Genomic DNA, 23,428 nt, shown 5'->3' with positions numbered 1-23,428 from the left:
CGGCTATTGAATGCCGATTTCCTTGTAGTAACGGGCAGCGCCAGGGTGGAACTTGGCCGTGCCGAGTGTCTGGGCGGCATATTCAGGCGACAGCGCCTTTGCCCAGGGAGCGTCGGTCGTGATGCTGTCGAGATTTTCCCAGAAGGCCTTGGTGATCCGGTAGACAAGCTCTTCGTCGAGGTCCGCGCGCACGCCAATGCCGACGGCCGTGTCGTTGGACATGACCGGGCCGTCGTTCACCTGGTTCTCGTAAAGTCCTGCCGGGATCTCAGCCCGATGGCGAAACTTGCCGAGGAACTTGTCGACCGCTTCTCCCTGATCGTCCTCGGGGCCGATAAAACGAACGGTTTCGGTTTCGGTAAACTGGATGAACTGCTGGCACGGATCGATGCAGCCGTTGACATACATTTCCACCTTGCCGTCCATGAACGACTGGAAGCCGGTTGCCCAGTTGGCCTTGATGGCGTCGTAGTCCTCACCGGCAACAAGACCGGTGGTCGCTTCGATCCAGCCCTTGGCCGCATTGTAAGCGCCGCCGCCCTGCGGACCGAGGAAAACCGTGGCGCCCTCGATATCATCGAGCACGGTGATGTCGCTGTCGCCGCGCACCGCGAAGTGATACTGGCCGTAAGGGAACCACATCAGAACCTGTACATTCTTGGCAAGTTCGGGAGCTTCCGGCTCGTTCTTGTACATGGCTGCGCCGTTGCTCATCAGGATATGGATGGTCGGCGAGATCATGTACATGTCCAGATTGCCGCGCGCGGTTTCCATCTGGTGCAGCGTGGCCGCACCGCCGCCGGCAACCTCGATCGAGACATCGTCGAGCTTGTCGGTGACGATGTTGGCGAAGGTCGCCATGGTGATTGCCTGACCGAGGCTCGGCTCGATGGTCTGCATCTTCAGCGTGGTGTCTTCAGCCGATGCGGCGCCGGCCAGAAGCAGGCCCGCAAGGGCTGTAAAGGCAAATCGTTTCATTCCGTCCTCCCATGATAATTTGCTCTTGTCATTGTGATGGATTGGGCGCGGAGGTCAGGCTCCGCTGCCGGGTTGCGTGAAAGGCGATATCCGCCAGGATCAAGACCGACGCGGCACCGGCAATAACGACGTGCGGCACCAGGACCAGCAGGCCAAGGCTGAAGCGCAGCAGGCGTTCCCAGTGCGGCAGGCGTCCCCGGTCGAATCCGGCCAGTGCGGATGCAATCGACCACATGGCGAGCGCGAAAGCGGCTATCACCCAAAAGAATGCGCCCCAGGAAATGCTGGCCAGATCGACCATCGCCTTGCTGTCCGGAGCACCCGAACCGAACCAGACGAACAACACCTGCAGCTTGTAGAGAACCGCGGGGTGATAGACGAAGATGAAGGGGATCAGGAACCCGGCGATACCGATGCGGGCGGCCTCGAAGCCAGTGCGGATCGGGTCCGCGCCGGCAATCGGGGCGGCGGCAAAGGCGGCGAGCGCCACCGGCGGCGTGACCGTGGACATGACGGCAAAGAAGACAACGAACATGTGCAGCGTCAGCTCGGGAATGCCAACGGCATCGATGCCGGAGGACAGCGCTATGACGATGATGAAATAGGTCGCACCGGGGGGCAGGCCCATGCCGAGTACGATGGCGCCAAGGGCTACGACGATGAGCACCAGCGGCAACGGGCCACTGGCGAGTTGTGTCAGCAGCAGGGCGAGACGGCCAGCGAAACCCGACACCTGGATCAGGCCGACGATGAGGCCGATGGCGGTGACGATGACCACGATGGAGGCTGCCATGCGTCCGGCATTGACGAAGGCCTGCCATAGGCGTTTTCGGGACCGGAATTCACGGAACAGAACCAGGGCGCAGACAATGGCTGCAACAAAGCCGTAAAATCCCGCCTTGGGCACGGAGGGCTGGCTGAACAGGAAATAGGTGAGGATCCCCAGCGGCACGACAAAGACCAGGCACTGCACCCATTCATTGCCGGTTAACGGTGGGCGCTGCTCCCTTGGCAGAGCGCCGATGCCGAGCCGCCTTGCCTCGAAATAGACAGTCAGGAAGGTGGCGAAGTAGAACATGATCGCGGGCAGGATGGCCGAGACGACGATGTAGCGGTATTCCAGTCCGATCTGTCCGGCGACGAAGAAGGCGACGACGCCCATCACCGGCGGCATGATCTGTCCGCCGGTGGAGGCAGCTGCTTCCACGGCACCGGCAAATGCAGGCTTGAAGCCGGACTTCTTGATGACCGGAATGGTCATCACACCAGTGGAAACCACGTTGGAGATGGCCGCGCCGGAAAGGGTGCCGAAGAGGGCGGAGGAGGCGACAGCTGCATGAGCGGCCCCGCCGACGAGACCACCGGTGAGCCGGTTGGCGATCTTCATCAGAAGATCGCCCGCGCCCGAGGCCATCATCACCGCACCGAAGACGATGAAGATCAGCACGCTGCCGGAAACAACCTGCAAGGGTTGGCCGAACTGACCACCGGTCTGGGCCCAGAAGTTCAGCACCATGGCGCGCAGGCTCTGGCTGAAGGTCGAGTCGGATCCGGCCAGAATGCCGGTCCAGTCGGGCAGGGAGCCGCGGATGAAGAAATAGACCACCCAGAACAGGCAGAAGGCGACGATAAAACCGCCGAACATGCGCCACGTCAGATAGAGCGTGATTGCGGTGGCAATCGGGAACATCACGAAGTCGATTGGGCTGGCGCTGGGCAGCGCACCGCCGTCGGTCGCGAAGATTTTCAGCATCCAGGACACGAAGGCCGCAAGCGCCAGTAACGTCAGTCCCCAGTTGAGCCAGCGTCCGGTCCGGCCCCGGTGCAGCGTCAGCAGGCTGATGGCAAAGGAAAAGACGATCGGCAGGCCGATGATCAGCCCTGTCGGCAGCAGGAAAGAGCGCTCGAACGAGCGATACCCCGAACCCAGCCAATGATCGCGCATGAGCGCGCGCTGGTCGCGGCGAGACAGTTCGTCAAAGCCTTGCGTGGTGGTTTCGATGAACCAGCGAACGAAATCCGTGATCGGGCCGGAAGCCGCATAGGTGAGGATCACGAGCACGAAAAGCACGGCGAGACAGTCGGCAATCCATTTGTCGGTGCGCGGAATGGCCGGTGTGTTGCCTGTTGCCGTGCTCACCTCAGCGTCCTCCCTCTTCGGGCGAAACATAATTCTGCAGGGCCGGGCCGCGATAGGCTTGCGTCAGTTCCTCCGGCACTTCCGAGCCGTCTTTCAGGAATGGCAGGATGCCGCGCCGGGCAGACTTGCCGCGCATGGCGGCAATATCGGCGTCAGACCGGGTCACGCGCTGAGACATGCGCCGGCCCCAGCGGGCCAGTAGGTCATACATGCGGGCGATCTCGGCCGCATGGCCGTCCGTCTTGGCCAGGTCGTGGAATTCCTCCGGATCGGTCCGCAGGTCGAACAGCATCGGCCGGAAGCCGCCTTCGGCATGGATCAGCTTGTAGCGGCCGTCGAACACCATGAAGAGACGGGCATCGCGGGTGGTGACACCCAGGGCCGCGCACATGGGGGTGACGGAATAATCGTATTCGCTGATGACCGCCTCGCGCCACGCAGGCGTCTCGCCGCGCAGCCAGGGCGTCAGGCTCCGGCCTTCCAGAATATGTCCGGCTTCTGCCCCGCCAGCGGCTTCCAGGAAGGTCGGGGCAAGGTCGATGGCTTCCACCAGCGCGTCGCATGTGGTGCCTCTGGTGGCATCAGCCTCGCTGCGCGGATCGTAGACGATCATCGGGATCTTGACGGAAGGTTCGTGGAACAGATCCTTTTCGCCAAGCCAGTGGTCGCCAAGATAGTCGCCATGGTCGGAGGTGAGCACGATCATGGTGTCCTCCATCCGACCGGTCTCCTCCAAGTAGTCCAGCAGCCTGCCGAGCTGGTCGTCGCATTGCTTGATCAGGCCCATGTAGGCGGGAATGACCTTGCGGCGCACGTCGTCCTGCTGAAAGGCGGCCGCGATCTTGTTGGTCATGAAGGCTGCATAGACCGGATGCGCATTGTCGCGCTCAACGTCGGCGCGGATCGCGGCAGGAACGTGGTTTTGCCCGTACATGTCGTGATAGGGGGCCGGGACGATGTAGGGCCAATGGGGCTTGATGTAGCTGACATGCGCGCACCAGGGCGCTTTTGCCTGTTCGATGAAGTCGATGGTGCGGGTCGTCAGCCAGGGCGTTTCGCTGTCTTCCTCGCGGATGTTGGCGGGCTTGTCCGCATTGTCGAACATCCAGCCAGAAGCCTTCTCGCCGTTTTCGACGCCGGCATTGGCGAAGTCCGCCCAGGGGTTCTCTCCCGCATAGCCACGCGACTTGAGGTATTCGTTGTAAGGCGAACGCTTTTCATCATAAAAGCCGTCCGGGCCTTCACCCCAGAGCCCGTCGTCGCGCACCCAGACATCAAAGCCGCATTCGGCCTGCCGGGCGCCGATGACGCTGTCCGGCGAGAGCCCCAGCCGTGTCATGCCTTCCGCATCCACCTTCATGTGGGTCTTGCCGATCAGCCAGCAGTCCATGCCGGCCTTTCGCAGGTGATCGCCGAGCGTGTGTTCGCCGATACGCAGCGGGAAGCCGTTCCACTGTGCCCCGTGCGAGGATGCATAACGCCCGGTGTAAAAGCTCATCCGGCTCGCGCCGCAGATGGGGGATTGCACATAGGCGTTGGTAAAACGCACGCCTCTGGCGGCGACCCGGTCAAAGTTCGGAGTGTGAAGATAGGGGTGTCCCGCGCAGCTCAGATAGTCAAAGCGGAGCTGGTCGTACATGACGAACAGGATATTCACTCAGATGTCCTCCCAAGGAGCCGCTTTTGCGGCCTTCTTGGAACGCAATCTAGCATCCCCGGGGTATATCTCTCAATTAACTCGAACTCATCGATATAACTCCAGGTTATGTCGTTTTGTTCTTGGGGGCCCAGTTGCGGCCTTCCTCGCGAACAATGTCGGCAAAGGCCTGAGCTGCCGGTGTCAGCAGTCTTTCCTTGGTCCGGGTCAGGGCGATGTCCACCGTCAGCATGCTCAGGTCGATTGGCAGAGCGGTCACGGCCCAGCGTACCTTCACCTCGTCGACGATGAGCGATGGAAACGAGCAGACGATATCGGACTGTTCGAGAACCGCCAGAATGCTGAGGATCGAATCGGAGCGGATGACCGGGGCCGGCCCCTGCAAACCGTGCATCCGGAAATAGTCCTGAAACAGCGGACGACGGCTGCTCGGGCCGATGACGGCCCAGCGTGCGGTCAGCAGGTCCTGCGGTTTCGACAGGTCTTTGAGGTGAGACTGCTGTCCGGCAAGGAAGGTCACAGAGGTGGTCAGCAGAGGCTCAACGTGCAGCCCGGCCTTGGGCTGGGCGTCGGGGGCCGGTCCGATGACGAAATCCGCTTCGCCGGACCTCAGCGCATGAAAGGCTTTCGGTGCATGGCCACCGGTAATGTTCAGTTCAACGCCCGGAAACCGGCTCTGAAACCGGCGCATCACCGACGGAATAATCTTGAGTGCGGCCAGCGGTGAGACCACGACAGAAATCATGCCGACATATTGCCCGCGCGACTGGGCCACGTCTTCCGTCAGCTTCTGCAGGTCGCTCTGGATCCGGCGGCAACGGTCGATGACCGTCTGACCTTCCAGCGTTGGCACGATGCCACTCGGCACCCGGTGGAAGAGGACGACACCGAGATCGCCCTCGATCTTCTTCAGCGCCTTGGTGATAGCCGGTTGAGACTTGCCAAGGGCCTTTGCGGCTGCCGCGAGGCTTCCAAGGGTCGCGACCGCATCGATCAGTTCCACATATTGGGCTTTCACGCCGAGCGCCTTCCGGTTGATTACTGGCAGGGCCGGACTGTGCCAAAGTTCGGCCGATCAGGCTACAGCCTCCCGGACCTGAGCGCGGCTTTGCGTCAGACGATCCCGCCACCTGCCCCGGAGACTTCCGGGCGGACCTCCGCCACCTTCTGCCGGTAACCGGCCGCGCGGTAGGCCGCAACGGGGTCAATGGCGCCGCCATTTTCCAGTCTCGCCGTGGCCAGGATCGGCTCCACGTCGGTTCGGAAAGCGGTTTTCAGGGTGGTTGTGGCCATCAGGGCGTCGTTGCTGTCCTGAAAGCCGTCCAGCGCGGAGCGGTCAACCAGCAGGGCCTGCGCGTAGGCACGCTGAACTTCCATGGCGGAGACCATCAGGCTTTCGATGGGGTCGGTGACATTGTGAGACTGGTCGAGCATATGAGCCGGATTGAACCCCGGAGCCTGTCTCGTTTCGGCATCCACCAGCTCGTTGAACACCAGGAACAGCCGGTACGGATCGATGGACCCCGTGTCCAGGTCGTCGTCGCCATATTTGCTGTCGTTGAAATGGAAGCCGCCGAGCTTGCCGAACTGGATCAGCCGGGCAACGATCATCTCGATATTGACGTTGGGCGCATGATGGCCGAGGTCGACCAGGCAAAAGGCCTTCTCGCCCAGTTCCTGCGCGATCATGTAGTTGGTGCCCCAGTCCTGCACGACAGTGGAATAGAAGGCGGGCTCATACATCTTGTGCTCGGTGAACAGCCGCCAGTCTTCCGGCAGCTCCGCATAGATGGTTTGCGCCGCATCCAGGTATCGCTCGAACTGGCGCGTGAAGTTCGTCTGACCCGGGAAATTCGATCCATCGCCAATCCAGATGGTCAGGGCCCTGGAGCCGATGGCCTTGCCGATTTCGATGCATTCCAGATTGTGCTCAACCGCCTGCTGGCGGGTGTCGGCATCGGTGTGGCTGAGCGAGCCGAACTTGTAGGAAAGCGCCTGACCGTCCTGATCCTGAAAGGTGTTGGAGTTCATGGCATCGAAGCCAAGCCCGAGCGAACTTGCCTTGGCCTTCAGCTCTGCCGGATCGGCCTTGTCCCAGGGAATATGCAGGGAAACATTGGGCGTTGCGCGGGTCAGCTGCTGGATGACGCCGCAGTCTTCCAGCTTGTCGAAGATGTTGCGCGGTTCGCCCTTGCCGGGAAACCGTGCGAACCGCGTGCCACCGGTGCCGACGCCCCAGGAGGGGACGGCTACGCCATAGGCGCCGACCTTTTCCTTGATTGCGTCGATGGAAACGCCGCGCCGGTCGAGCCTTTCGCCCAGGGTTTCATAGTCACGCTTCAGGTCGGCTTCGCGGGTCTCGTTTTCCCCGGCGACCAGCGATGTGTCGATCATCATGAGAAGATCCTTTCCTGCCCGAAGAACCTCATCCTGAGGAGGGCCGCAAGGCCCGTCTCGAAGGATGGGCCGCTTGTCTGGAGTGTGCCGCCCATCCTTCGAGACAGCGCTTTGCGCTTCCTCAGGATGAGGTCTGCTTTGTGGATGTGCTGTTTACCGCGTGAACGCCTGCACGTTGCCTGCATCGACATTGATGATGTTCCCGGTCGACTTGGCGGAGAACTCCGAAGCGAAGAAATAGGTGGCCTCGGCGATGTCTTCCGGCAGCACGGAGAGTTTCAGCAGCGAGCGCTGTCGGTAGTGTTCCTCCAGCTCCGAAGTGTCCTTGCCGTAGGCTTCGGCGCGTTCCTTCAGCCAATCGCCGGACCAGATCTTGGAGCCGCGCAGCACCGCGTCCGGGTTGACCACATTGACGCGGATCGCTTCTGGAGCACCTTCCAGGGCGAGACAGCGGGCGAGATGCAGTTCGGAGGCCTTTGCCGTGCAATAGGCGCTGGCGCCCGGAGAGGCCGCGAGGCCGTTCTTGGAGCCGATGAACACGATGGAGCCACCGATCCCTTGGGTCTTCATCACCTTGAAGGCTTCGCGCGAAACCAGAAAATAGCCGGTCGACAGGATCGACATGTTCCGGTTCCACAGGTCAAGCGTGGTGTCCTCGATGGGGGCGGAGGAGGCAATGCCGGCATTGGAGACAAGAATATCGACACCGCCGAATTCCAGTGCGGCGCGGGCAAAGCTGTCTGCCACGGCGTCTTCGCTGGTGACATCCATCGTCACCGTGCGCACGACGTCCCTGGTATAGCGGGCGGTGAGATTGTCGGCGGCAGCGGCGAGCGCGTCCGCATCGATGTCGGCCAGCACCACGCAGGCTCCTTCGCGCAGGAAACGTTCAGCGGTGGCCGAGCCGATGCCGCCGGCTCCGCCTGTCACCAAAGCGATCTTGCCGGCAAGGCTCTTGGGTTTCGGCATGCGCTGAAGTTTGGCCTCCTCCAGAAGCCAGTATTCGATGTCGAAGGCCTCCTGCTCGGGCAAGCCGCAATAGGTGGAGACGCTTGAGGCGCCGCGCATGACGTTGATGGCGTTGGTGTAGAATTCGCCGGAAATGCGCGCCGTCGCCTTGTCCTTGGCGAAGGTGATCATGCCGACGCCCGGTATCAGGTAGACGACTGCATTCGGGTCGCGCAGGGCAGGGCTGTCGTCGTGCTTGCAGCGCTCATAGTAGGCCGCATAGTCAGCACGATAGGCTTCGGCTGCCTGACCGAGACCGGCAAGCGTTGCCTCGATATCCGGATTGGCCGGATCGAAATCGACGACAAGCGGGCGGATCTTGGTGCGCAGGAAATGGTCCGGGCAGCTGGTGCCGAGGGCGGCAAGGGCCTCCATGTCGTTGGCGCAGACAAATTCCAGGACTGCGTCGCTGTCATCGAAATGACCGACCATATGCTGTTTGCCGGAGACCATCCCCCGGATCGCGGGCATCAGACGGGCGGCAATCGTGCGCCGGTCGGATGGAGCAAGGGCGCGGTGTTTCGAACCGCCGAAAGCGTCCTGGCCGGCTGTTTTTTCCTCAAACCAGGCAATCGCCTTGTTGATGATTTCCAGCGTGGTTTCGTAGCAGGTTTTGGCATCGTCTGCCCAGGTGAACAGGCCGTGGCTTTCCAGCACGACACCGCGGGCCTCCGGATTTTCCAGACAGAATTTTTCCAGCCACAGGCCGAGTTCATAGCCCGGACGCTTCCAGGGCAGCCACCCGATCTCGCCGCCGAAAATTTCCTGCGTCAGTGCCTTGCTGTCGCTTGCCGCCGCAATGGCGATGATCGCATCTGGATGCATATGGTCGACATGGCTTTTCGGCACATAGGCATGAAGCGGGGTATCGATGGAGGCCGCGCGCGGATTCAGGTTGAACGTGCAATGAGGCAGGCAGGCGACCATCTCGTCTTCGAACTCGACGCCGCGATAGAGCCCTTTCAGCGCCCGCAGCTTGTCCATGTAGAGCGTCGCAAAGCCGTCCATCTTGATGGTGCCGACATCGCCGCCGGAGCCCTTGACCCAGAGAACCTCGACCTGATCGCCGGTGAGAGGATCCTTTTCCATCGCCTTGGCGGAGGTGTTGCCACCGCCGTAATTGGTGATGCGCTTGTCGGACCCCAGGAGGTTGGAGCGATAGAGCAGAAGCTCCGCTTCACTCATGCCGGATGCCTTCTGGTCATCCCACAGGTTGGCAAGCCGGGAACCGGCAGCGGAATTCAACATCTTTTCCTCCCAGGTAAGCCTGATGGCTTGCATCTCGTTGCCTCGAAATTCGCTTGATCGGATCCTGTTGTCAATCAAAAACGATCAATATCAATCATATTGCGCTGCAAAATGATCATTTTTGATTTTTTGTGATTGACAATGACCAGTGTTGGTGGAAACGTTTGTTCAATGGGAGGACCAGATGCACGAGAAAGAACGCCACAGGATCATATTGTCCGCAGTCCAGGATCGTCCGGTCGTGACGGTTCAGGAACTGGTGGCGTTGACGGATTCCTCTGAAGCGACCATCCGGCGCGACATTGCCCAGCTTCATGTGCAGAAGAAGCTGCGCCGTGTGCGGGGTGGGGCGGAGAGCATTCATCCGCCGCAGTTCGTCGGTCTGGCGGGGCGTCCGTTCAGCGTCAACGAAACGATCAACATCGCTCAAAAGCGCGCAATCGCGCAAAAGGCGGTGGAGCTGTGCGAGGATGGAGATGCCATCATCATCAACGGCGGCACCACCACATTTCAGATGGTGCATCCGCTGGCAACCAAACGCTGCCAGGTGTTCACCAACTCGTTTCCGATCGCAGAGCATCTCCTCAAGAATTCCAAGAACACCATCATGCTCTCCGGTGGTGTCATCTACCGCGAACAGAACATCATTCTGAGCCCTTTCGACAACGATGTGACCCGGAACTTCTATGCCAAGCGCATGTTCATGGGCGCGCAGGGGCTTGGTCCGCTGGGGCTCATGGAGGCCGATCCGCTGCTGATTCAGGCCGAGCAGAAGCTGATTGGCCAGGCGGACGAACTGGTGGTTCTGGCGGATTCATCGAAATTCAGTGCGCGTTCCAGCCTGATCCTGTGCCCGCTCGAGCGGATCTCCACCGTCATCACCGATGACGGGATCCCCGACAGCGCGGCCAACATGCTGGAACAGGCCGACATCCATCTGATCGTGGCGGAAACAAGCGCCGCGCAGACCAAGGCAACCTCGAACGGGTAGCCGGCATACTGTCCGGACCTTGGGAGGGGCCGGCAGCATTTTTGGGAGGAAGACCATGAAATTGCTCAAGTCACTTCTGGCGGCAACAGCAGTCGCCGCTGTCTGCATCGCCGCACCGGCCAGTGCTGCGGAAAAGCGCATTGCCCTTGTCGTCAAGGCGCTTGGCATCGGCTTCTTTGAAGCTGCCGCCAAGGGCGCTGAAGAAGCCGCCAAGGAACTCGGCGACGTCGAGATCATCTACACCGGCCCGACTGACACGACCGCAGAAGGCCAGATTGAAGTCATCAACGCGCTGATCGCCCAGAAGGTCGATGCCATCGCGATTTCGGCAAACGATCAGGACGCCCTGGTGCCGGCCCTGAAAAAAGCCATGGACCGCGGCATTACCGTGATTTCCTGGGACAGCGGTGTTGCACCCGAAGGCCGTCAGTTGCACCTCAACCCGTCGTCCAATCCGCTGATCGGCAACATGATCATCAAGCTGGCCGCCGATCATCTGCCCGATGGCGGTGATGTCGCCGTCCTGTCCGCGTCCGCAACCGCCACGAACCAGAACATCTGGATCGAGGAAATGAACAAGGTGAAGGACAATTATCCGGGCATCAACGTGGTCGCCACCGTCTATGGCGACGACCTTGCCGACAAGTCCTATCGTGAAGCCCAGGGCCTGATGCAGACCTATCCGGACCTCAAGGCGATCATCGCACCGACCTCAGTTGGCATCGTGGCTGCGGCACAGGCTGTTTCTGATGCTGAAAAAGCCGGCCAGGTCAACGTGACCGGTCTCGGCCTGCCGTCCGAAATGGCCGGTCACATCAAGTCCGGCGCGTCCAAGTCCTTCGCGATCTGGAACCCGATTGATCTCGGCTACTCGGCAACCATGCTGGCCTACAACCTCGCCACCGGTGCGGCGGAAGCCAAGCCGGGTGCGGAAATCCCGATGGGCCGTATGGGCACGTTGACGCTCGATGATAACAACGAAGGCGCGATGGCCGATCCGTTTGTCTACGACAGCTCTAACATCGACGACTTCAAGGACATTTTCTAAGCTGGTCGCCACGACCGGACACTAGAAACCTGTCAGACCCGGTGCGCACGGCACCGGGTCTTTTAAACCAGCAACGAAACTCCAGGCTTCGGGACATGGTCATGCTTGCGAACACGCAGGGCATAGCGGACACGCATCCGCAAACGGCAGACAGCGCGGGGCCGGTATTGACCCTCAGCGGCATCTCCAAATCATTCCCCGGCGTGAAGGCGCTTTCCGAGGTTTCGCTGGAGCTTTTTCCGGGTGAAGTCACCGCTCTGGTGGGCGAGAACGGCGCGGGAAAATCCACCATCGTGAAGATCCTGACCGGCATCTATCAGCCGGACGAGGGCACGATCTCGATCAACGGCACCCCGGTGTCCTTTCCAACCGCGCAGGATGCGGGCCGGGCAGGGGTGACGGCCATCCACCAGGAAACCGTTCTGTTCGATGACCTTTCGGTGGCGGAAAACATCTTCATAGGCCATGCGCCGAAAACGCGTTTCGGGCTGATCGACCGCAAGGAAATGCTGCGCAAGGCACAAGCTCTGCTTGAGCGGATCGGCGCGAGGATCGATCCGCATGTGACCTTGAGAGACCTCGGGATTGCCAACAAGCACCTTGTGGCGATTGCCCGGGCGCTCTCCATCGACGCCAAGATTGTCATCATGGATGAGCCGACCGCCTCACTCTCCCACAAGGAAATCGAGGAAACCTACGAACTGGTGGAGCGCCTGAAGGCCGAGGGCAAGGCGATCCTCTTCATCAGCCACAAGTTCGACGAGATCTTCCGCATTGCGGACAGCTACACGGTTTTCCGCGACGGCCAGATGGTCGGCACAGGCAAGATCGAGGAGGTGTCCGAACAAGAGCTGGTCAAGCTCATGGTCGGCCGCTCGGTCGACCAGGTTTTCCCAAAACGAGCACCGCAGCTTGGCAAGGAAGTGCTGAAGGTTGTCGGCTACTGCCACCCCACCGAATTCGAGGATATCGGCTTCACGCTGCGCGCCGGCGAGATCCTCGGGTTCTACGGTCTGGTCGGTGCCGGGCGCAGCGAATTCATGCAGGCGCTGTTCGGCGTGACCAAACCCTCCAAGGGGGCAATCCGGATCGACGATACGGTTGCCGTCATTCGCGATCCCAACGAGGCCATCCGGCACGGCATCGTCTATGTGCCGGAAGACCGGGGCAAACAGGGCGCGATCAAGGGCCTGCCCATCTTCCAGAATGTCTCGCTGCCGTCGCTCAAGGAAACTTCGCACAAGGGGTTTCTGCGTCTCGCAGAGGAATTCAAACTGGCCCGCGATTATACGCAGCGGCTGGATTTGCGTGCGGCAGCACTCGATCAGGATATCGGCGAACTGTCCGGCGGCAACCAGCAGAAGGTCGTTATCGCCAAATGGCTTGCGACAAAGCCGAGAGTGATCATCCTGGACGAGCCGACCAAGGGCATCGACATCGGGTCCAAGGCCGCCGTGCATGAATTCATGGCGGAACTGGCGGCCGAAGGTCTGGCTGTGATCATGGTGTCGTCCGAAATTCCGGAAATTCTCGGCATGTCCGACCGCGTGATCGTGATGCGCGAGGGGCGTATCGCGGCCGAATATGAAGGCGGTGACCTGACACCGGAACATCTGGTGCGGGCGGCTGCCGGCATCACGGAGGTGCGCTCATGATCCGCTCGTTGATGAAATCCCGTGAGACCATCCTTGCCGGGGCGATATTGCTTCTGGTGATCGGCATTGCCATCCGCTTTCCCGGCTTTGTGACCCCGTCCAACCTTGCCAACGTCTTCAACGACACGGCACCGCTGATCATACTGGCACTCGGCCAGATGGTGGTGATCCTCACGCGCTGCATCGACCTGTCTGTTGCCGCCAACCTAGCGCTCACCGGCATGGTGGTTGCCATGCTCAACATGGCCATGCCCGGCCTGCCGGTGCCGGTGATCCTTGTGTTGGCGCTCGGCCTCGGGGCCTTGATGGGGCTCGTCAACGGGCTGCTGGTCTGGAAGCTGGATATCCCGCCCATTGTCGTCACCCTTGGCACCATGACCATCCACCGGGGCATCATCTTCGTGATTTCCGGCGGGGAGTGGATCAATGCCCACGAGATGAGCGACGCCTTCAAGGCGTTTCCGCGTGAAGTCGTGCTGGGTCTGCCGGTTCTTTCGTGGATCGCGATCGCCGTGGTGCTCGGGTTCATTGTTCTGGTCGGGCGCACGCCGCTTGGCAGGGCTTTCTTTGCCGTCGGCGGCAATCCGCATGCGGCCGTTTACACCGGCATCAATGTTGGTCTCACCCAATGTGCGGCCTATGTCCTTTCCGGTGCGCTTGCCGGTCTCACCGGTTATCTCTGGGTTGCACGTTACGCGGTTGCCTACGTCGATATTGCCGGCGGTTTCGAGCTGGAAGTGGTTGCAGCCTGTGTCATTGGCGGCATCTCGATTGCGGGCGGCATCGGGTCTGTCGGCGGGGCGCTGATGGGGGCGTTGTTCCTCGGCATCGTCAAGAATGCGCTCCCGGTCATCAATATCTCGCCCTTCTGGCAGCTCGCCATTTCCGGCAGCGCAATCATCATTGCCGTTGCCTTCAACGCCACGTCCAGCCGGGCCAAGGGTCGGGTGATCCTGAAAAAAGCGGAGCACGCAGCATGAGCCTCGCCACTCCAGACACCGGCGCGCAGGGGCGCCAGATCCCGGACAGGCTGAAGTCACCGTTGCAGCGGTTCCTGGTCAGCTGGGAGCTGCTTCTGCTGGTGGTTGCTGTCGCCGTGTTCACGCTGAACAGCTTTGCCTCGCCCTATTTCCTCGACCCGTGGAATCTCTCCGACGCGACCTTCAACTTTACCGAAAAGGCCATGATCGCTTTCGCCATGGGACTGTTGATCATCTCCGGAGAGATCGACCTTTCGGTTGCCTCGATCATTGCGCTTGCGTCGACGGCCATGGGCTTTGCCGTCCAGATGGGGGCGGATACGCCGGTTCTGGTGATGATCGGGTTGGGAACGGGTCTGCTGTGCGGAGCGTTCAACGGCTTCCTGGTGACCGGCTTCGGCCTGCCGTCCATCGTCGTTACCATCGGCACCATGAGCCTGTTTCGCGGCATTTCCTATATCGTCCTCGGCGACAAGGCCTACACCGGCTATCCCTCAAGCTTTGCCTTTTTCGGGCAGGGCTATGTCTGGTGGGTGATCTCCTTCGAGTTCGTGCTGTTCGCGCTGCTGGCCATTGTCTTTGCCGTCATTCTGCACAAGACGAATTTCGGAAGGGCGGTCTATGTCGTCGGCAACAATCCGGTCGGCGCGCTTTTTTCTGGCATTCGTGTGCCACGGGTGAAATTCGCGCTTTTCCTGCTCACCGGCCTGATGTCCGGCGTTGCCGCCATCTGCCTCACCTCGCGTCTCGGGGCGACAAGGCCGTCTATCGCCTTCGGCTGGGAGCTTGAAGTGGTGACAATGGTGGTGCTGGGCGGTGTCAATATTCTCGGTGGCTCCGGCTCCATTCCGGGCGTGGTGATCGCGGCCTTCGTCATGGGCATGGTCACCTTCGGTTTCGGCCTGCTCAACGTGCCGGGCATCGTCATGTCGATCTTCATCGGTCTGCTGCTGATTGCCGTCATTGCCTTGCCGCGCATTGCCGGCCGGGTCCTCGCGAAACGGAAGGCCTGAGCCATGGAAAAATATGCCTTCAAGATGCAGCTCAACCCGGGCATGGAAGCCGAATACCGGAAGCGCCACGATGAGATCTGGCCGGAGCTGGTGGCTTTGCTGAAAGAAGCAGGCATCAGCGACTATTCCATTCATCTGGACCCGGAAACAAACATCCTCTTCGGTGTGCTTTGGCGTCAGGACGGCCACACAATGGACGACCTGCCGAACCACCCGGTGATGCAGAAATGGTGGGCGCATATGGCCGATCTGATGGCGACAAAACCGGACAACGAGCCGGTGGCAACGCCGCTCACAACCGTCTTTCACATGGATTGAGCATTGATGGCAGCGATCCGGAATGTGGGCGTCATCGATATCGGCAAGACCAATGCCAAGGTCGCCGTGGTCGATCTGGAGCAGCGCAGGGAACTTGGAGTTCTGACGCGGCCGAACACCGTCCTGCCGGGGCCACCTTATCCGCATTTCGATCTGGAAGGCCATTGGAATTTCATCTGCGACGCACTGAGAGAGCTGCGCAAGGCCCATGGCATCGATGCCCTGTCGGTGACGACCCATGGCGCCAGTGCGGTTCTTCTGGACACGGAAGGGAACCTTGCCGCGCCGATGCTGGACTATGAGTTTACGGGCCCGGACGATCTTGCCGCCGACTATGTTGCGATCCGGCCGGACTTCGCTGAGACCGGTTCACCTCGGCTTGGCATGGGCCTCAATCTGGGTGCGCAACTGCACTGGCAACTGAAAACGGATCCGGGGCTTCTGGACCGGGTGGCAACGGTTCTGACCTATCCGCAATACTGGGCCTACAAACTCACCGGCGTTCTTTCCAACGAGGTAACGTCCCTCGGCTGCCACACAGACCTCTGGTGCCCTTCGGAAAACCGGTTTTCCTCACTGGTGGAGCGGCTTGGTCTGACAGGCAGGATGGCGCCCGTGCGTAAGGCCGGTGACAGGCTCGGGCCGATCCTGCCGGACGTGGCAACCCGGACCGGACTGCCGGAAGGCACCCCGGTTACCTGTGGGGTCCACGATTCCAATGCCTCGCTTTACCCGCACCTAATCGCGCGTGAACCGCCGTTCTCGGTCGTCTCCACCGGCACCTGGGTCATTGTGCTGGCGATAGGTGGTGGCGAGGTCACGCTCGATCCTTCGCGTGACACGCTGATCAACGTCAACGCGTTCGGCAACCCGGTGCCTTCGGCGAGGTTCATGGGGGGGCGCGAGTTCGACATGATCCTGCAAGGCCGTGAAAAAGGCTGCTCTGAAGAGCAGCTCGAAGCCGTGCTGAACCGCGAGATCATGCTCTTTCCCGCCGTCGATCCTCGCTCTGGCCCTTTTCAGGGACGGGAACATCACTGGAGCGTGGACGATACGACATTGGGCGACGGCGACCGCTTTGCGGCAACCTCCTTCTACCTTGCGCTGGTGACGGCGGAATGCCTGGCGATGACCGGGGCAGACGGTCCAATCGTCGTGGAGGGCCCCTTTGCGCAGAACCGGCTTTATCTCGACATGCTGGAGACAGCGACAGGGCGGCCGGTTGAAGCGTCGGCAGGGTCGGTCACCGGGACCAGCATCGGGGCCGCATTGCTATCGGCGGATGCTCAAGCTCGGCAACTGGGAGAAACCAGGGCAGGTAAGCCCGCGGCCAAACGCGATCCTCGACTGGCAAATTACGCAAGGAAATGGCGCGAACAGCTTCGGTGAGGGAACTGCCATCCCTTGATAAGCGCGGCTTTTCCCTTTTCCCGGTAGCCGTGATCCGCTATGTCAGCGAAAGATCCAGATCCCGATACGCCGCCGAGCTTCTCTCATGAACGATATTGCCGACAGTACCGACATCGATGTGCCCGCGTTGCTCCGCAATGCGCCTTCAAGCGTTGAGTTCAAGAAGCTGCGCAAGCGCCTGTTGCGCCAGACGCGCGAGGCGATTGCCGATTTCGGGATGCTGCCGGAAGGAGCATCGCAGGAAAACCGTCCGAAATGGCTGATCTGCCTGTCGGGTGGCAAGGACAGTTACACGCTGCTGGCGGTGCTGATCGAACTGAAATGGCGTGGTCTCCTGCCGGTTGACTTGATCGCCTGCAATCTGGATCAGGCCCAGCCCGGTTTTCCGACGGACATCCTGCCGAAATTCTTCGAGGACAACGGCATCGAGCACATCATCGTGCGCGAAGACACCTATTCCATCGTCACCGACAAGATCCCCGAGCACCGCACCTATTGTTCGCTCTGCTCGCGTTTGCGGCGTGGCATTCTCTACCGGATCGCGCGGGAGCAGGGCTGCGAAGCCATCGTGCTCGGCCATCATCGGGAAGATATCCTGGAGACGTTCTTCATGAACCTCTTCCACGGCGGGCGTCTGGCCTCCATGCCGCCGAAGCTGATCAATGACGAGGGCGACCTTCTGGTGCTGCGCCCGCTTGCCTATTCCGCCGAAAGCGATATCGCCCGCTTTGCCACCGGCATGCAGTTCCCGATCATTCCGTGCAATCTCTGCGGCTCGCAGGACGGTCTCCAGCGCGAGGAAGTCAAACGCATGCTGCAAGGCTGGGAAAAGGCATCGCCGGGCCGCCTTGGCGTCATGGCGCGCGCACTCGGCCACACCCGTCCGTCACATCTTCTCGACCGCGCGCTCTACGACTTCGTGAACCTGCGCCCGGCTGAGGGCATGTCCGAGGCGAGCGGTGAAGCGGAAGAGCCCTGCGGTGCCAGCCTCGCCATGACCGCGAAGCTGTTCGCTGCGGAGTGACCTCCTGAGGCGCATCCACGGTAACAACGGCGTTAAGACTTCCCCTAACCTTATCCAGCACTCTCCCCGTCATTGCAGGGCTTGACCCTGCAATCCACTCCGTGACCTTTCCGCCAGGAGAGGCGATGCCGATCAGTGGTGGGCCGGTGTAATTTCAGGCAAATAGCTGCCTCAGCCACATCTCCACGCGTTGTGTTGCCGGTTTCCCTGGTGATGCGCTGTCCCGCTGCAGGAGGTAGTGGGTGCGTACGGAAGGAACGGGGATGTCGAAAGGAACGGCCAGCCGTCCGCTTCCCGCCAGCCGGGCTGCTACCTTGCCCAGGAGCAGGGCGATGCCGCCTCCGGCGCTGGCCAGTTCGACCGCAGCCAGCGATGTGTCGACCGTTGCACTGGTTCGGGGAGAGGGCTGTGAAAGGCCGAGAGTTTCGAAATAGCGTGGCCAGTGATCGTCGAACCCCAGAATGTGAATGCGCGGAAGGTCGATCAGATCAGCGGGTTGCTTCAGCTCTCGTGCCAGATCCGGATGGCATACGGGCACGATTGTTTCCGGTCCCAGAGGCTCCGCATGCACACCGGGCCAGTTGCCCGTACCGAGACGGATTTCAATGTCGGTGCCGGTCTCAAGCGCCGTATCTGCCCAGATGGCGGACAGAAGACGGATATCGAGGGTCGGATTGGCTTTTTGAAACTCTGCCAGGGCCGGCGCGATGATGAGCACGGTTTCGGAAATTGGTGCGCGAATGGTCACGGACCCGGCAGACCGGTTGCCGAATAGGCTGTCGGTCGAAACCGCCAGCTCCTGCAATGCCTTGCGCACCGAAGGCAAATAGGCCCGGCCGCTCGCGGTCAGTTCCAGCTTCCGGGTCGTGCGTTCAAGGAGCTGATGGCCGAGCTGGGTTTCCAGACTGCTGATGTGCGTGCTGACGGCGGCCTGGGTGAGCCCGAGTTCCACGCCCGCCGCGGTGAAACCACCAAGCCGACTGACGGCTTCGAAGCTTCTCAGCCATAGAAGATTTGGCAATGAAGGCATCATGCGCACTCATAAAAATAATCGGGTAATCTTCTGAATTAATATCATTTCTCTGTTTGCGGGGCGAGGCGCAAAGTGAAGCTTGGTCACTTCCTGCTTCACGAAAGGCACGTCTCATGCGGGTCGGATTTATCGGTTTGGGCAATGTCGGCGGCAAACTGGCCGGCAGTCTTCTCAGAAACGGATTTGAGGTTGCGGTTCTCGATCTGAACCCGCTGTTGATGGAAAGTTTTGCGGCGAAGGGCGCGGCACGTGGTGAAAGCCCCAGGCAGCTTGCGGAGAGCTGCGATGTTGTCATCACCTGTTTGCCCAGTCCGGCGGCCTGTGCGGCGGTCGTGGAGGGCCAGGACGGCATACTGGAAGGGATCGGCCCGGGCAGGATCTGGGCGGAAATGTCGACCACGGATGCGGGTGAAGTGCGGCGTCTTGCCGGGCTTGTCGCGGCCAGGGGCGGTGAGGCGATCGAATGCCCCGTGTCCGGCGGCTGCCATCGGGCGGCCACCGGAAATATCTCGATCTTTGCCGGGGGCGCGCGGCAAACCTTCGAGCGGATGCTTCCGCTGCTCACCGTTCTGGGCCGCCGGGTGCTACACACAGGCGAGATCGGCTCGGCGTCTGTTCTGAAGGTCGTCACCAACTATCTGGCAACGGTCAATCTGGTATCGCTTGCCGAGGCCCTGACCACTTGCAAGGCGGCGGGGATGGATCTGGGTACCGCCTATGAGGCGATCCGGATTTCCTCGGGCAATTCCTTTGTGCATGAAACGGAGAGCCAGGTGATCCTGAATGGCTCACGAGACATTTCCTTCACCATGGATCTGGTTGCCAAGGATGTCGGCCTTTTCCAGAAAATCGCAGACGATCATCAGGTTCCGCTGGAAGTGTCACCGCTCATCAACCGGATTTTCGCTGACGGCATTGACCGCTACGGGCCGCGAGAATTGTCGCCCAACATCATCAGGCGCCTGGAAGAAGCGACGGGTCTCGACATAAGAGCTCCGGGTTTTCCGGAGGAGATGGTTGACGACGAGCCCGAAGAAGCTGGATATGAAGTCACGCCCAAACGCGGCGGCGAGATGAAACTGAACAGATGGGAAGCAGCAGGCTGATGATTGAAAAGCGCCAGTTCTATATCGGTGGATCCTGGGTCGATCCGGTTGAGGCAAAAACGCTTGAGGTGATTAACCCGGCAACGGAACAGCCGATTGCCGTGATTTCCCTCGGCAGTGCCGCCGATGTGGACAAGGCGGTGGCCGCAGCCAAGGCCGCATTTGCCGACTGGTCGGAAACAAGTGTCGATGAGCGCGCTGCGCTTCTGGAGCGGATCATCGCGATCTACAGGCGCCGGTCGGAGGAAATGGACGAGGCGATCCGGCTGGAAATGGGAGCACCGCGCAGCTTTGCGCGCGACAGCCAGACACCAACCGGCGCCGGCCATCTGGAAGCCACCCTGGAAGCCTTGAAGGATCATGTGTTCGAACGTCCCAGTCCCCGTGGCGGCAGCGTGCTGCGGCACGAGCCGATTGGTGTCTGCGGGCTGATCACGCCCTGGAACTGGCCGATCAACCAGATCGCGGCCAAGGTGGCGCCTGCGCTTGCCGCCGGTTGCACCATGGTGCTGAAGCCCAGCGAAATCGCACCGCTTTCCGGACTTCTCTTCGCCGAGTTTCTCGACGAGGCCGGTTGTCCGGCCGGCGTGTTCAACCTGGTGAATGGCGATGGACCGGGTGTGGGCGTGGCTATGTCCTCCCATCCGGATATCGACATGATGTCCTTTACCGGCTCCACCCGGGCGGGCATTTCCGTCAGCCAGAACGCAGCGACGACCGTCAAGCGTGTGGCACAAGAGCTTGGTGGCAAGTCGGCCAACCTGCTTTTTGCCGATGCGGACCTGGAAACGGCCCTGCGCACGTCGCTCTCGGGCTGCTTTTCCAACACCGGCCAATCCTGCGATGCACCGACCCGTCTCTTGGTGGAGCGGAGCGTCTATGACGAAGCCGTTGAACTTGCAGGAAAGATCGCGGCAGAGACCAAGGTCGGCGATCCGGCCGAGGAAGGCAATCACATCGGACCGGTGATCAGCGAGCTGCAATACGAGAAGATCCAGGGACATATCGAGCGTGGTCTGGCCGACGGCGCGCGCCTTGTTGCCGGCGGCCCGGGCAAGCCGAAGGGCTTCGAAACCGGGTATTTCGTGAAGCCGACCGTCTTCGCGGATGTCACCAACCAGATGTCGATTGCCCGCAACGAGATCTTCGGTCCGGTGCTGGTGATGATCCCGTTTGAAACGGAAGAGGACGCCATCGCAATCGCCAACGATACGCCCTACGGCCTTGCGGCCTACATCCAGACCGGGGATCCCGAACGGGCCAAGCGCGTTGCCCGCAAGCTGCGCGCAGGCAGCGTCTATATCAACGGCGCCAGCCCGGATTACGACGTGCCCTTCGGCGGTTACAAACAGTCCGGCAATGGCCGCGAGTTCGGCGAATTCGGACTGGAAGATTTTCTGGAGCTGAAGGCAATCACCGGCTAAGGCAAGCCGGCTGAGCTCACGCGGCATCGATGATGCGCGGAGATGGCGAAGGGACCGGCCTACCGGTCCCTTTTCCATTGTTTTGGCAAGGCCTTACAAGACGACGATCTGCGATCCGTCCGGTACGCGGCCATAAAGGTCGATGACATCCTGGTTGATCAGGCGGACGCAACCGCTGGAGACAGCGGATCCGATGGTCCAGTATTCGGCGGTGCCGTGGATACGGTAAAGCGTGTCCTTGTTACCCTGGAAGATGTAGAGCGCTCTGGCCCCAAGCGGGTTTTCGATGCCCGGAGGCATGCCGCCGTTGCGCCAGCTCCACTTTTCCAGCTCGGGCTGCCGCTGGATCATTTCTTCCGGTGGCGTCCACTTGGGCCAGGCGGCCTTGCGGGCAATCCGTGCCCGTCCGGACCATTCGAAACCGGCCCGGCCGAGGCCGACGCCGTAGCGCATTGCCTTGCCGTTTTCCTGAACGAGGTAGAGGTAGTAGTTGTTGGTATCGACCACCAGCGTGCCGACCTTTTCGCTGGTCGGATAGTCCACCTGCTTGCGGTAATAGCGTTCCGGCACCTTCTTCAAATCAGGGGCAGGGATCGGAAACTGTTCTTCCGGCATCGCACGGTACATGGCAAGGACAGCCGGGTCCTGCCACGGCGCAAGTGGCTGCTGGGGGGCGGTCGACATACAACCGCTGACGGCGAGCCCGGTGAGGCTCGCCGACCCGGCAAGAAAGGATCTTCTTGTAAGGTTCGTCATGTGAAGGCTACTGGCCTGTCTCTAGATAGGGGATGGGAGGATCGGCCGGGTTCTGGCCGAGTGTGTAAACCGTGTATTGCGCCGTCGGATCGTCGCCCATGCCGAGCGAGCCCTGGGGCATGCCCGGGACTGCGATACCGCGAATGTCCGGCCGCTCCGACAGCATTTTTTCAACCGCTTCCAGCGGCACATGTCCTTCGATGATGTACTTCCGGTCGCCGCCGGTTACCGCCGTGTGGCACGCCTGCATATCGTCCGGAATGCCTGCCTGGGCCTTCACCTGGCTGAGGTCGTCCACATCGTGAACGACGACCTTGTAGCCGGCAGCTTCGACGGCCTCCGTCCACAGTTCGCAGCAACCGCACCAGGGCGACTTGTAGACCGTGATGGTGGTGTCTTCCGCTGCCCAGGCGGCCGAGGACAAGGCGAGAAATCCACCGGCAACTGTCAAAGCGAGATGTCTCCTAGACATGGTCGGTCTCCTTTCGCGCAGGCGCGTGGCTGGGCTGGCCCATGACACGATGCAGAAGCGCATGCATGGCAACGCAGCCGAACACCGGCGCGGCCAGAAGCAAAGCTTCGCCTGCGGTCAGTCCAGCCGGGGCGGAGACGATCAAAAGACCGGTCACCATCGCCATAATCAGGCAGCCACCTGACATAAACAGGGTGGTCCTGTTCAGATTTTTCCGAGTTCGAAATCCTGGCGCAGCATAGGATGCCTGTGTGCCGTTTTCCTGAAGACTCATGTTTTTTTCCTGTCATTCAGGCGAACTGTCTTCTCGCCGGTTCTACATATCCCGACAAGAAATCGTTCAACCTTCCAATAGAATTGGCCAAGCTGGAACTTCGCGTTCCGAGGGAGCTTTCAGCCTTTTATGGGAGGTTGATCTTCCGTGGATGGCAGTCTGTCCGTCAGGACGGGAGGCGAGGTGGATTCCGGTCCGGTTTCAGCCGTGGGGAATTGCAGAGCCATGACGGAAAAATGCGAGACGCAATCAGGGCCGCATCCAAAGAGTTTGCTGGGCGTTCCGGCCTGGCTGTCCGGTTGGCAACACTGGGCATAATGCACCGCGGTCAACTGCCCCGTCTTTGCCGGCAGGCCCGTTTCCAGCGCCATCGTGCGTTCCAGGGCGCGGATGCTCTTTGGAACATGCGTATAGGCTGCGGTGGAAGTGACCCCGGCAAAGAAACAGATCAGCAATGTGATCAGGACGGTGCGCATATAACTTCAGTACCCGACAG

21 protein-coding genes are annotated in these 23,428 nt (G+C 60.9%); 10 read left to right on the top strand and 11 right to left on the bottom strand.

All coding sequences use genetic code 11. The features are described 5' to 3' along the window. Positions 1–3: 3 nt before the first annotated feature. The 6 genes from V1T76_RS06395 to V1T76_RS06370 form a co-directional block, all read right to left on the bottom strand. Entirely contained in the window at positions 4–978 is a 975-nt protein-coding gene (locus V1T76_RS06395) for a TAXI family TRAP transporter solute-binding subunit (RefSeq protein WP_330559774.1), read from the bottom strand. 28 nt (positions 979–1,006) lie between these two features. Further along, entirely contained in the window at positions 1,007–3,118 is a 2,112-nt protein-coding gene (locus tag V1T76_RS06390) for a TRAP transporter permease (RefSeq protein ID WP_330559773.1), read from the bottom strand. Between the two features lies 1 nt (position 3,119). After that, positions 3,120–4,775 (bottom strand): sulfatase-like hydrolase/transferase, encoded by a 1,656-nt coding sequence (locus V1T76_RS06385; RefSeq protein WP_330559772.1) that lies wholly within the window; start codon positions 4,773–4,775, stop codon positions 3,120–3,122. A gap of 106 nt (positions 4,776–4,881) precedes the next feature. Further along, positions 4,882–5,793: a LysR family transcriptional regulator gene (locus V1T76_RS06380; RefSeq protein ID WP_330559771.1), complete on the bottom strand. Its 912-nt coding sequence runs from the start codon at positions 5,791–5,793 to the stop codon at positions 4,882–4,884. 95 nt (positions 5,794–5,888) lie between these two features. Continuing rightward, complete coding sequence (rhaI, locus tag V1T76_RS06375; protein WP_330559770.1) at positions 5,889–7,172, bottom strand: L-rhamnose catabolism isomerase; 1,284 nt, start codon at positions 7,170–7,172, stop codon at positions 5,889–5,891. Between the two features lie 153 nt (positions 7,173–7,325). After that, complete coding sequence (locus V1T76_RS06370) at positions 7,326–9,428, bottom strand: bifunctional rhamnulose-1-phosphate aldolase/short-chain dehydrogenase (RefSeq protein WP_330559768.1); 2,103 nt, start codon at positions 9,426–9,428, stop codon at positions 7,326–7,328. Positions 9,429–9,612: 184 nt separating this feature from the next. Here V1T76_RS06370 and V1T76_RS06365 point away from each other — a divergent pair, with 184 nt between their 5' ends. The 8 genes from V1T76_RS06365 (at position 9,613) to ttcA (ending at position 17,867) form a co-directional block, all read left to right on the top strand. Further along, positions 9,613–10,419, top strand: coding sequence for a DeoR/GlpR family DNA-binding transcription regulator (locus V1T76_RS06365; RefSeq protein ID WP_330559766.1), 807 nt, complete (start codon positions 9,613–9,615; stop codon positions 10,417–10,419). A gap of 55 nt (positions 10,420–10,474) precedes the next feature. After that, complete coding sequence (gene rhaS, locus V1T76_RS06360) at positions 10,475–11,467, top strand: rhamnose ABC transporter substrate-binding protein (protein WP_330559764.1); 993 nt, start codon at positions 10,475–10,477, stop codon at positions 11,465–11,467. 101 nt (positions 11,468–11,568) lie between these two features. Next, complete coding sequence (locus V1T76_RS06355) at positions 11,569–13,122, top strand: sugar ABC transporter ATP-binding protein (protein ID WP_330559762.1); 1,554 nt, start codon at positions 11,569–11,571, stop codon at positions 13,120–13,122. Next, positions 13,119–14,102, top strand: a complete 984-nt coding sequence (locus tag V1T76_RS06350; RefSeq protein ID WP_330559761.1) for an ABC transporter permease — start codon at positions 13,119–13,121, stop codon at positions 14,100–14,102. The genes V1T76_RS06355 and V1T76_RS06350 overlap by 4 nt, the downstream gene beginning before the upstream one ends. Beyond that, positions 14,099–15,115, top strand: coding sequence for an ABC transporter permease (locus tag V1T76_RS06345; protein ID WP_330559759.1), 1,017 nt, complete (start codon positions 14,099–14,101; stop codon positions 15,113–15,115). Before V1T76_RS06350 ends, V1T76_RS06345 begins: the two co-directional genes overlap by 4 nt. 3 nt (positions 15,116–15,118) lie before the next feature. Further along, positions 15,119–15,433 (top strand): L-rhamnose mutarotase, encoded by a 315-nt coding sequence (gene rhaM / locus V1T76_RS06340; protein WP_330559758.1) that lies wholly within the window; start codon positions 15,119–15,121, stop codon positions 15,431–15,433. A 6-nt stretch (positions 15,434–15,439) separates the two neighbouring features. Beyond that, positions 15,440–16,822, top strand: a complete 1,383-nt coding sequence (locus V1T76_RS06335) for an FGGY-family carbohydrate kinase (RefSeq protein WP_330559757.1) — start codon at positions 15,440–15,442, stop codon at positions 16,820–16,822. 106 nt (positions 16,823–16,928) lie between these two features. Beyond that, the gene (gene ttcA / locus V1T76_RS06330; protein WP_330559756.1) at positions 16,929–17,867 is read left to right on the top strand and encodes a tRNA 2-thiocytidine(32) synthetase TtcA; all 939 of its coding nucleotides are present in this window, start codon (positions 16,929–16,931) and stop codon (positions 17,865–17,867) included. Positions 17,868–18,021: 154 nt separating this feature from the next. On the opposite strand, the gene V1T76_RS06325 is transcribed toward ttcA, so the two are convergent. After that, entirely contained in the window at positions 18,022–18,900 is an 879-nt protein-coding gene (locus V1T76_RS06325) for a LysR substrate-binding domain-containing protein (RefSeq protein WP_330559755.1), read from the bottom strand. A gap of 53 nt (positions 18,901–18,953) precedes the next feature. On the opposite strand from V1T76_RS06325, the gene V1T76_RS06320 reads away from it, so the two are divergent. Continuing rightward, positions 18,954–20,006: an NAD(P)-dependent oxidoreductase gene (locus V1T76_RS06320; RefSeq protein ID WP_330559754.1), complete on the top strand. Its 1,053-nt coding sequence runs from the start codon at positions 18,954–18,956 to the stop codon at positions 20,004–20,006. Next, positions 20,006–21,430, top strand: a complete 1,425-nt coding sequence (locus V1T76_RS06315) for an aldehyde dehydrogenase family protein (RefSeq protein WP_330559753.1) — start codon at positions 20,006–20,008, stop codon at positions 21,428–21,430. The genes V1T76_RS06320 and V1T76_RS06315 overlap by 1 nt, the downstream gene beginning before the upstream one ends. A 93-nt stretch (positions 21,431–21,523) precedes the next feature. On the opposite strand, the gene V1T76_RS06310 is transcribed toward V1T76_RS06315, so the two are convergent. The 4 genes from V1T76_RS06310 to V1T76_RS06295 all read right to left on the bottom strand — a co-directional run bounded on the left by V1T76_RS06310 (position 21,524) and on the right by V1T76_RS06295 (position 23,408). Then, positions 21,524–22,186 (bottom strand): L,D-transpeptidase, encoded by a 663-nt coding sequence (locus tag V1T76_RS06310; protein ID WP_330559752.1) that lies wholly within the window; start codon positions 22,184–22,186, stop codon positions 21,524–21,526. A gap of 7 nt (positions 22,187–22,193) precedes the next feature. Continuing rightward, the gene (locus V1T76_RS06305) at positions 22,194–22,658 is read right to left on the bottom strand and encodes a DUF411 domain-containing protein (protein ID WP_330559751.1); all 465 of its coding nucleotides are present in this window, start codon (positions 22,656–22,658) and stop codon (positions 22,194–22,196) included. Further along, positions 22,651–22,932: a hypothetical protein gene (locus V1T76_RS06300; RefSeq protein WP_330559750.1), complete on the bottom strand. Its 282-nt coding sequence runs from the start codon at positions 22,930–22,932 to the stop codon at positions 22,651–22,653. Before V1T76_RS06300 ends, V1T76_RS06305 begins: the two co-directional genes overlap by 8 nt. A 119-nt stretch (positions 22,933–23,051) precedes the next feature. After that, positions 23,052–23,408, bottom strand: a complete 357-nt coding sequence (locus tag V1T76_RS06295) for a hypothetical protein (RefSeq protein ID WP_330559749.1) — start codon at positions 23,406–23,408, stop codon at positions 23,052–23,054. Between the last annotated feature and the right edge of the window lie 20 nt (positions 23,409–23,428).

Origin of the sequence: Roseibium sp. FZY0029, assembly GCF_036350355.1 — a bacterium.
Taxonomy (GTDB): domain Bacteria; phylum Pseudomonadota; class Alphaproteobacteria; order Rhizobiales; family Stappiaceae; genus Roseibium.
Note: the sequence above shows the minus strand (reverse complement) of the source record. Positions and strands in the feature narration are given on the sequence as shown.

Coding starts and splice junctions, on each gene's coding strand:
- V1T76_RS06365 (WP_330559766.1), top strand. CDS start 9,613: ATGCACGAGAAAGAACGCCACAGGATCATATTGTCCGCAGTCCAGGAT.
- rhaI (WP_330559770.1), bottom strand. CDS start 7,172: ATGATGATCGACACATCGCTGGTCGCCGGGGAAAACGAGACCCGCGAA.
- V1T76_RS06350 (WP_330559761.1), top strand. CDS start 13,119: ATGATCCGCTCGTTGATGAAATCCCGTGAGACCATCCTTGCCGGGGCG.
- V1T76_RS06355 (WP_330559762.1), top strand. CDS start 11,569: ATGCTTGCGAACACGCAGGGCATAGCGGACACGCATCCGCAAACGGCA.
- V1T76_RS06370 (WP_330559768.1), bottom strand. CDS start 9,428: ATGTTGAATTCCGCTGCCGGTTCCCGGCTTGCCAACCTGTGGGATGAC.
- rhaM (WP_330559758.1), top strand. CDS start 15,119: ATGGAAAAATATGCCTTCAAGATGCAGCTCAACCCGGGCATGGAAGCC.
- V1T76_RS06295 (WP_330559749.1), bottom strand. CDS start 23,408: ATGCGCACCGTCCTGATCACATTGCTGATCTGTTTCTTTGCCGGGGTC.
- V1T76_RS06345 (WP_330559759.1), top strand. CDS start 14,099: ATGAGCCTCGCCACTCCAGACACCGGCGCGCAGGGGCGCCAGATCCCG.
- V1T76_RS06395 (WP_330559774.1), bottom strand. CDS start 978: ATGAAACGATTTGCCTTTACAGCCCTTGCGGGCCTGCTTCTGGCCGGC.
- V1T76_RS06300 (WP_330559750.1), bottom strand. CDS start 22,932: ATGAGTCTTCAGGAAAACGGCACACAGGCATCCTATGCTGCGCCAGGA.
- V1T76_RS06310 (WP_330559752.1), bottom strand. CDS start 22,186: ATGACGAACCTTACAAGAAGATCCTTTCTTGCCGGGTCGGCGAGCCTC.
- V1T76_RS06305 (WP_330559751.1), bottom strand. CDS start 22,658: ATGTCTAGGAGACATCTCGCTTTGACAGTTGCCGGTGGATTTCTCGCC.
- ttcA (WP_330559756.1), top strand. CDS start 16,929: ATGAACGATATTGCCGACAGTACCGACATCGATGTGCCCGCGTTGCTC.
- V1T76_RS06315 (WP_330559753.1), top strand. CDS start 20,006: ATGATTGAAAAGCGCCAGTTCTATATCGGTGGATCCTGGGTCGATCCG.
- V1T76_RS06335 (WP_330559757.1), top strand. CDS start 15,440: ATGGCAGCGATCCGGAATGTGGGCGTCATCGATATCGGCAAGACCAAT.
- V1T76_RS06325 (WP_330559755.1), bottom strand. CDS start 18,900: ATGATGCCTTCATTGCCAAATCTTCTATGGCTGAGAAGCTTCGAAGCC.
- rhaS (WP_330559764.1), top strand. CDS start 10,475: ATGAAATTGCTCAAGTCACTTCTGGCGGCAACAGCAGTCGCCGCTGTC.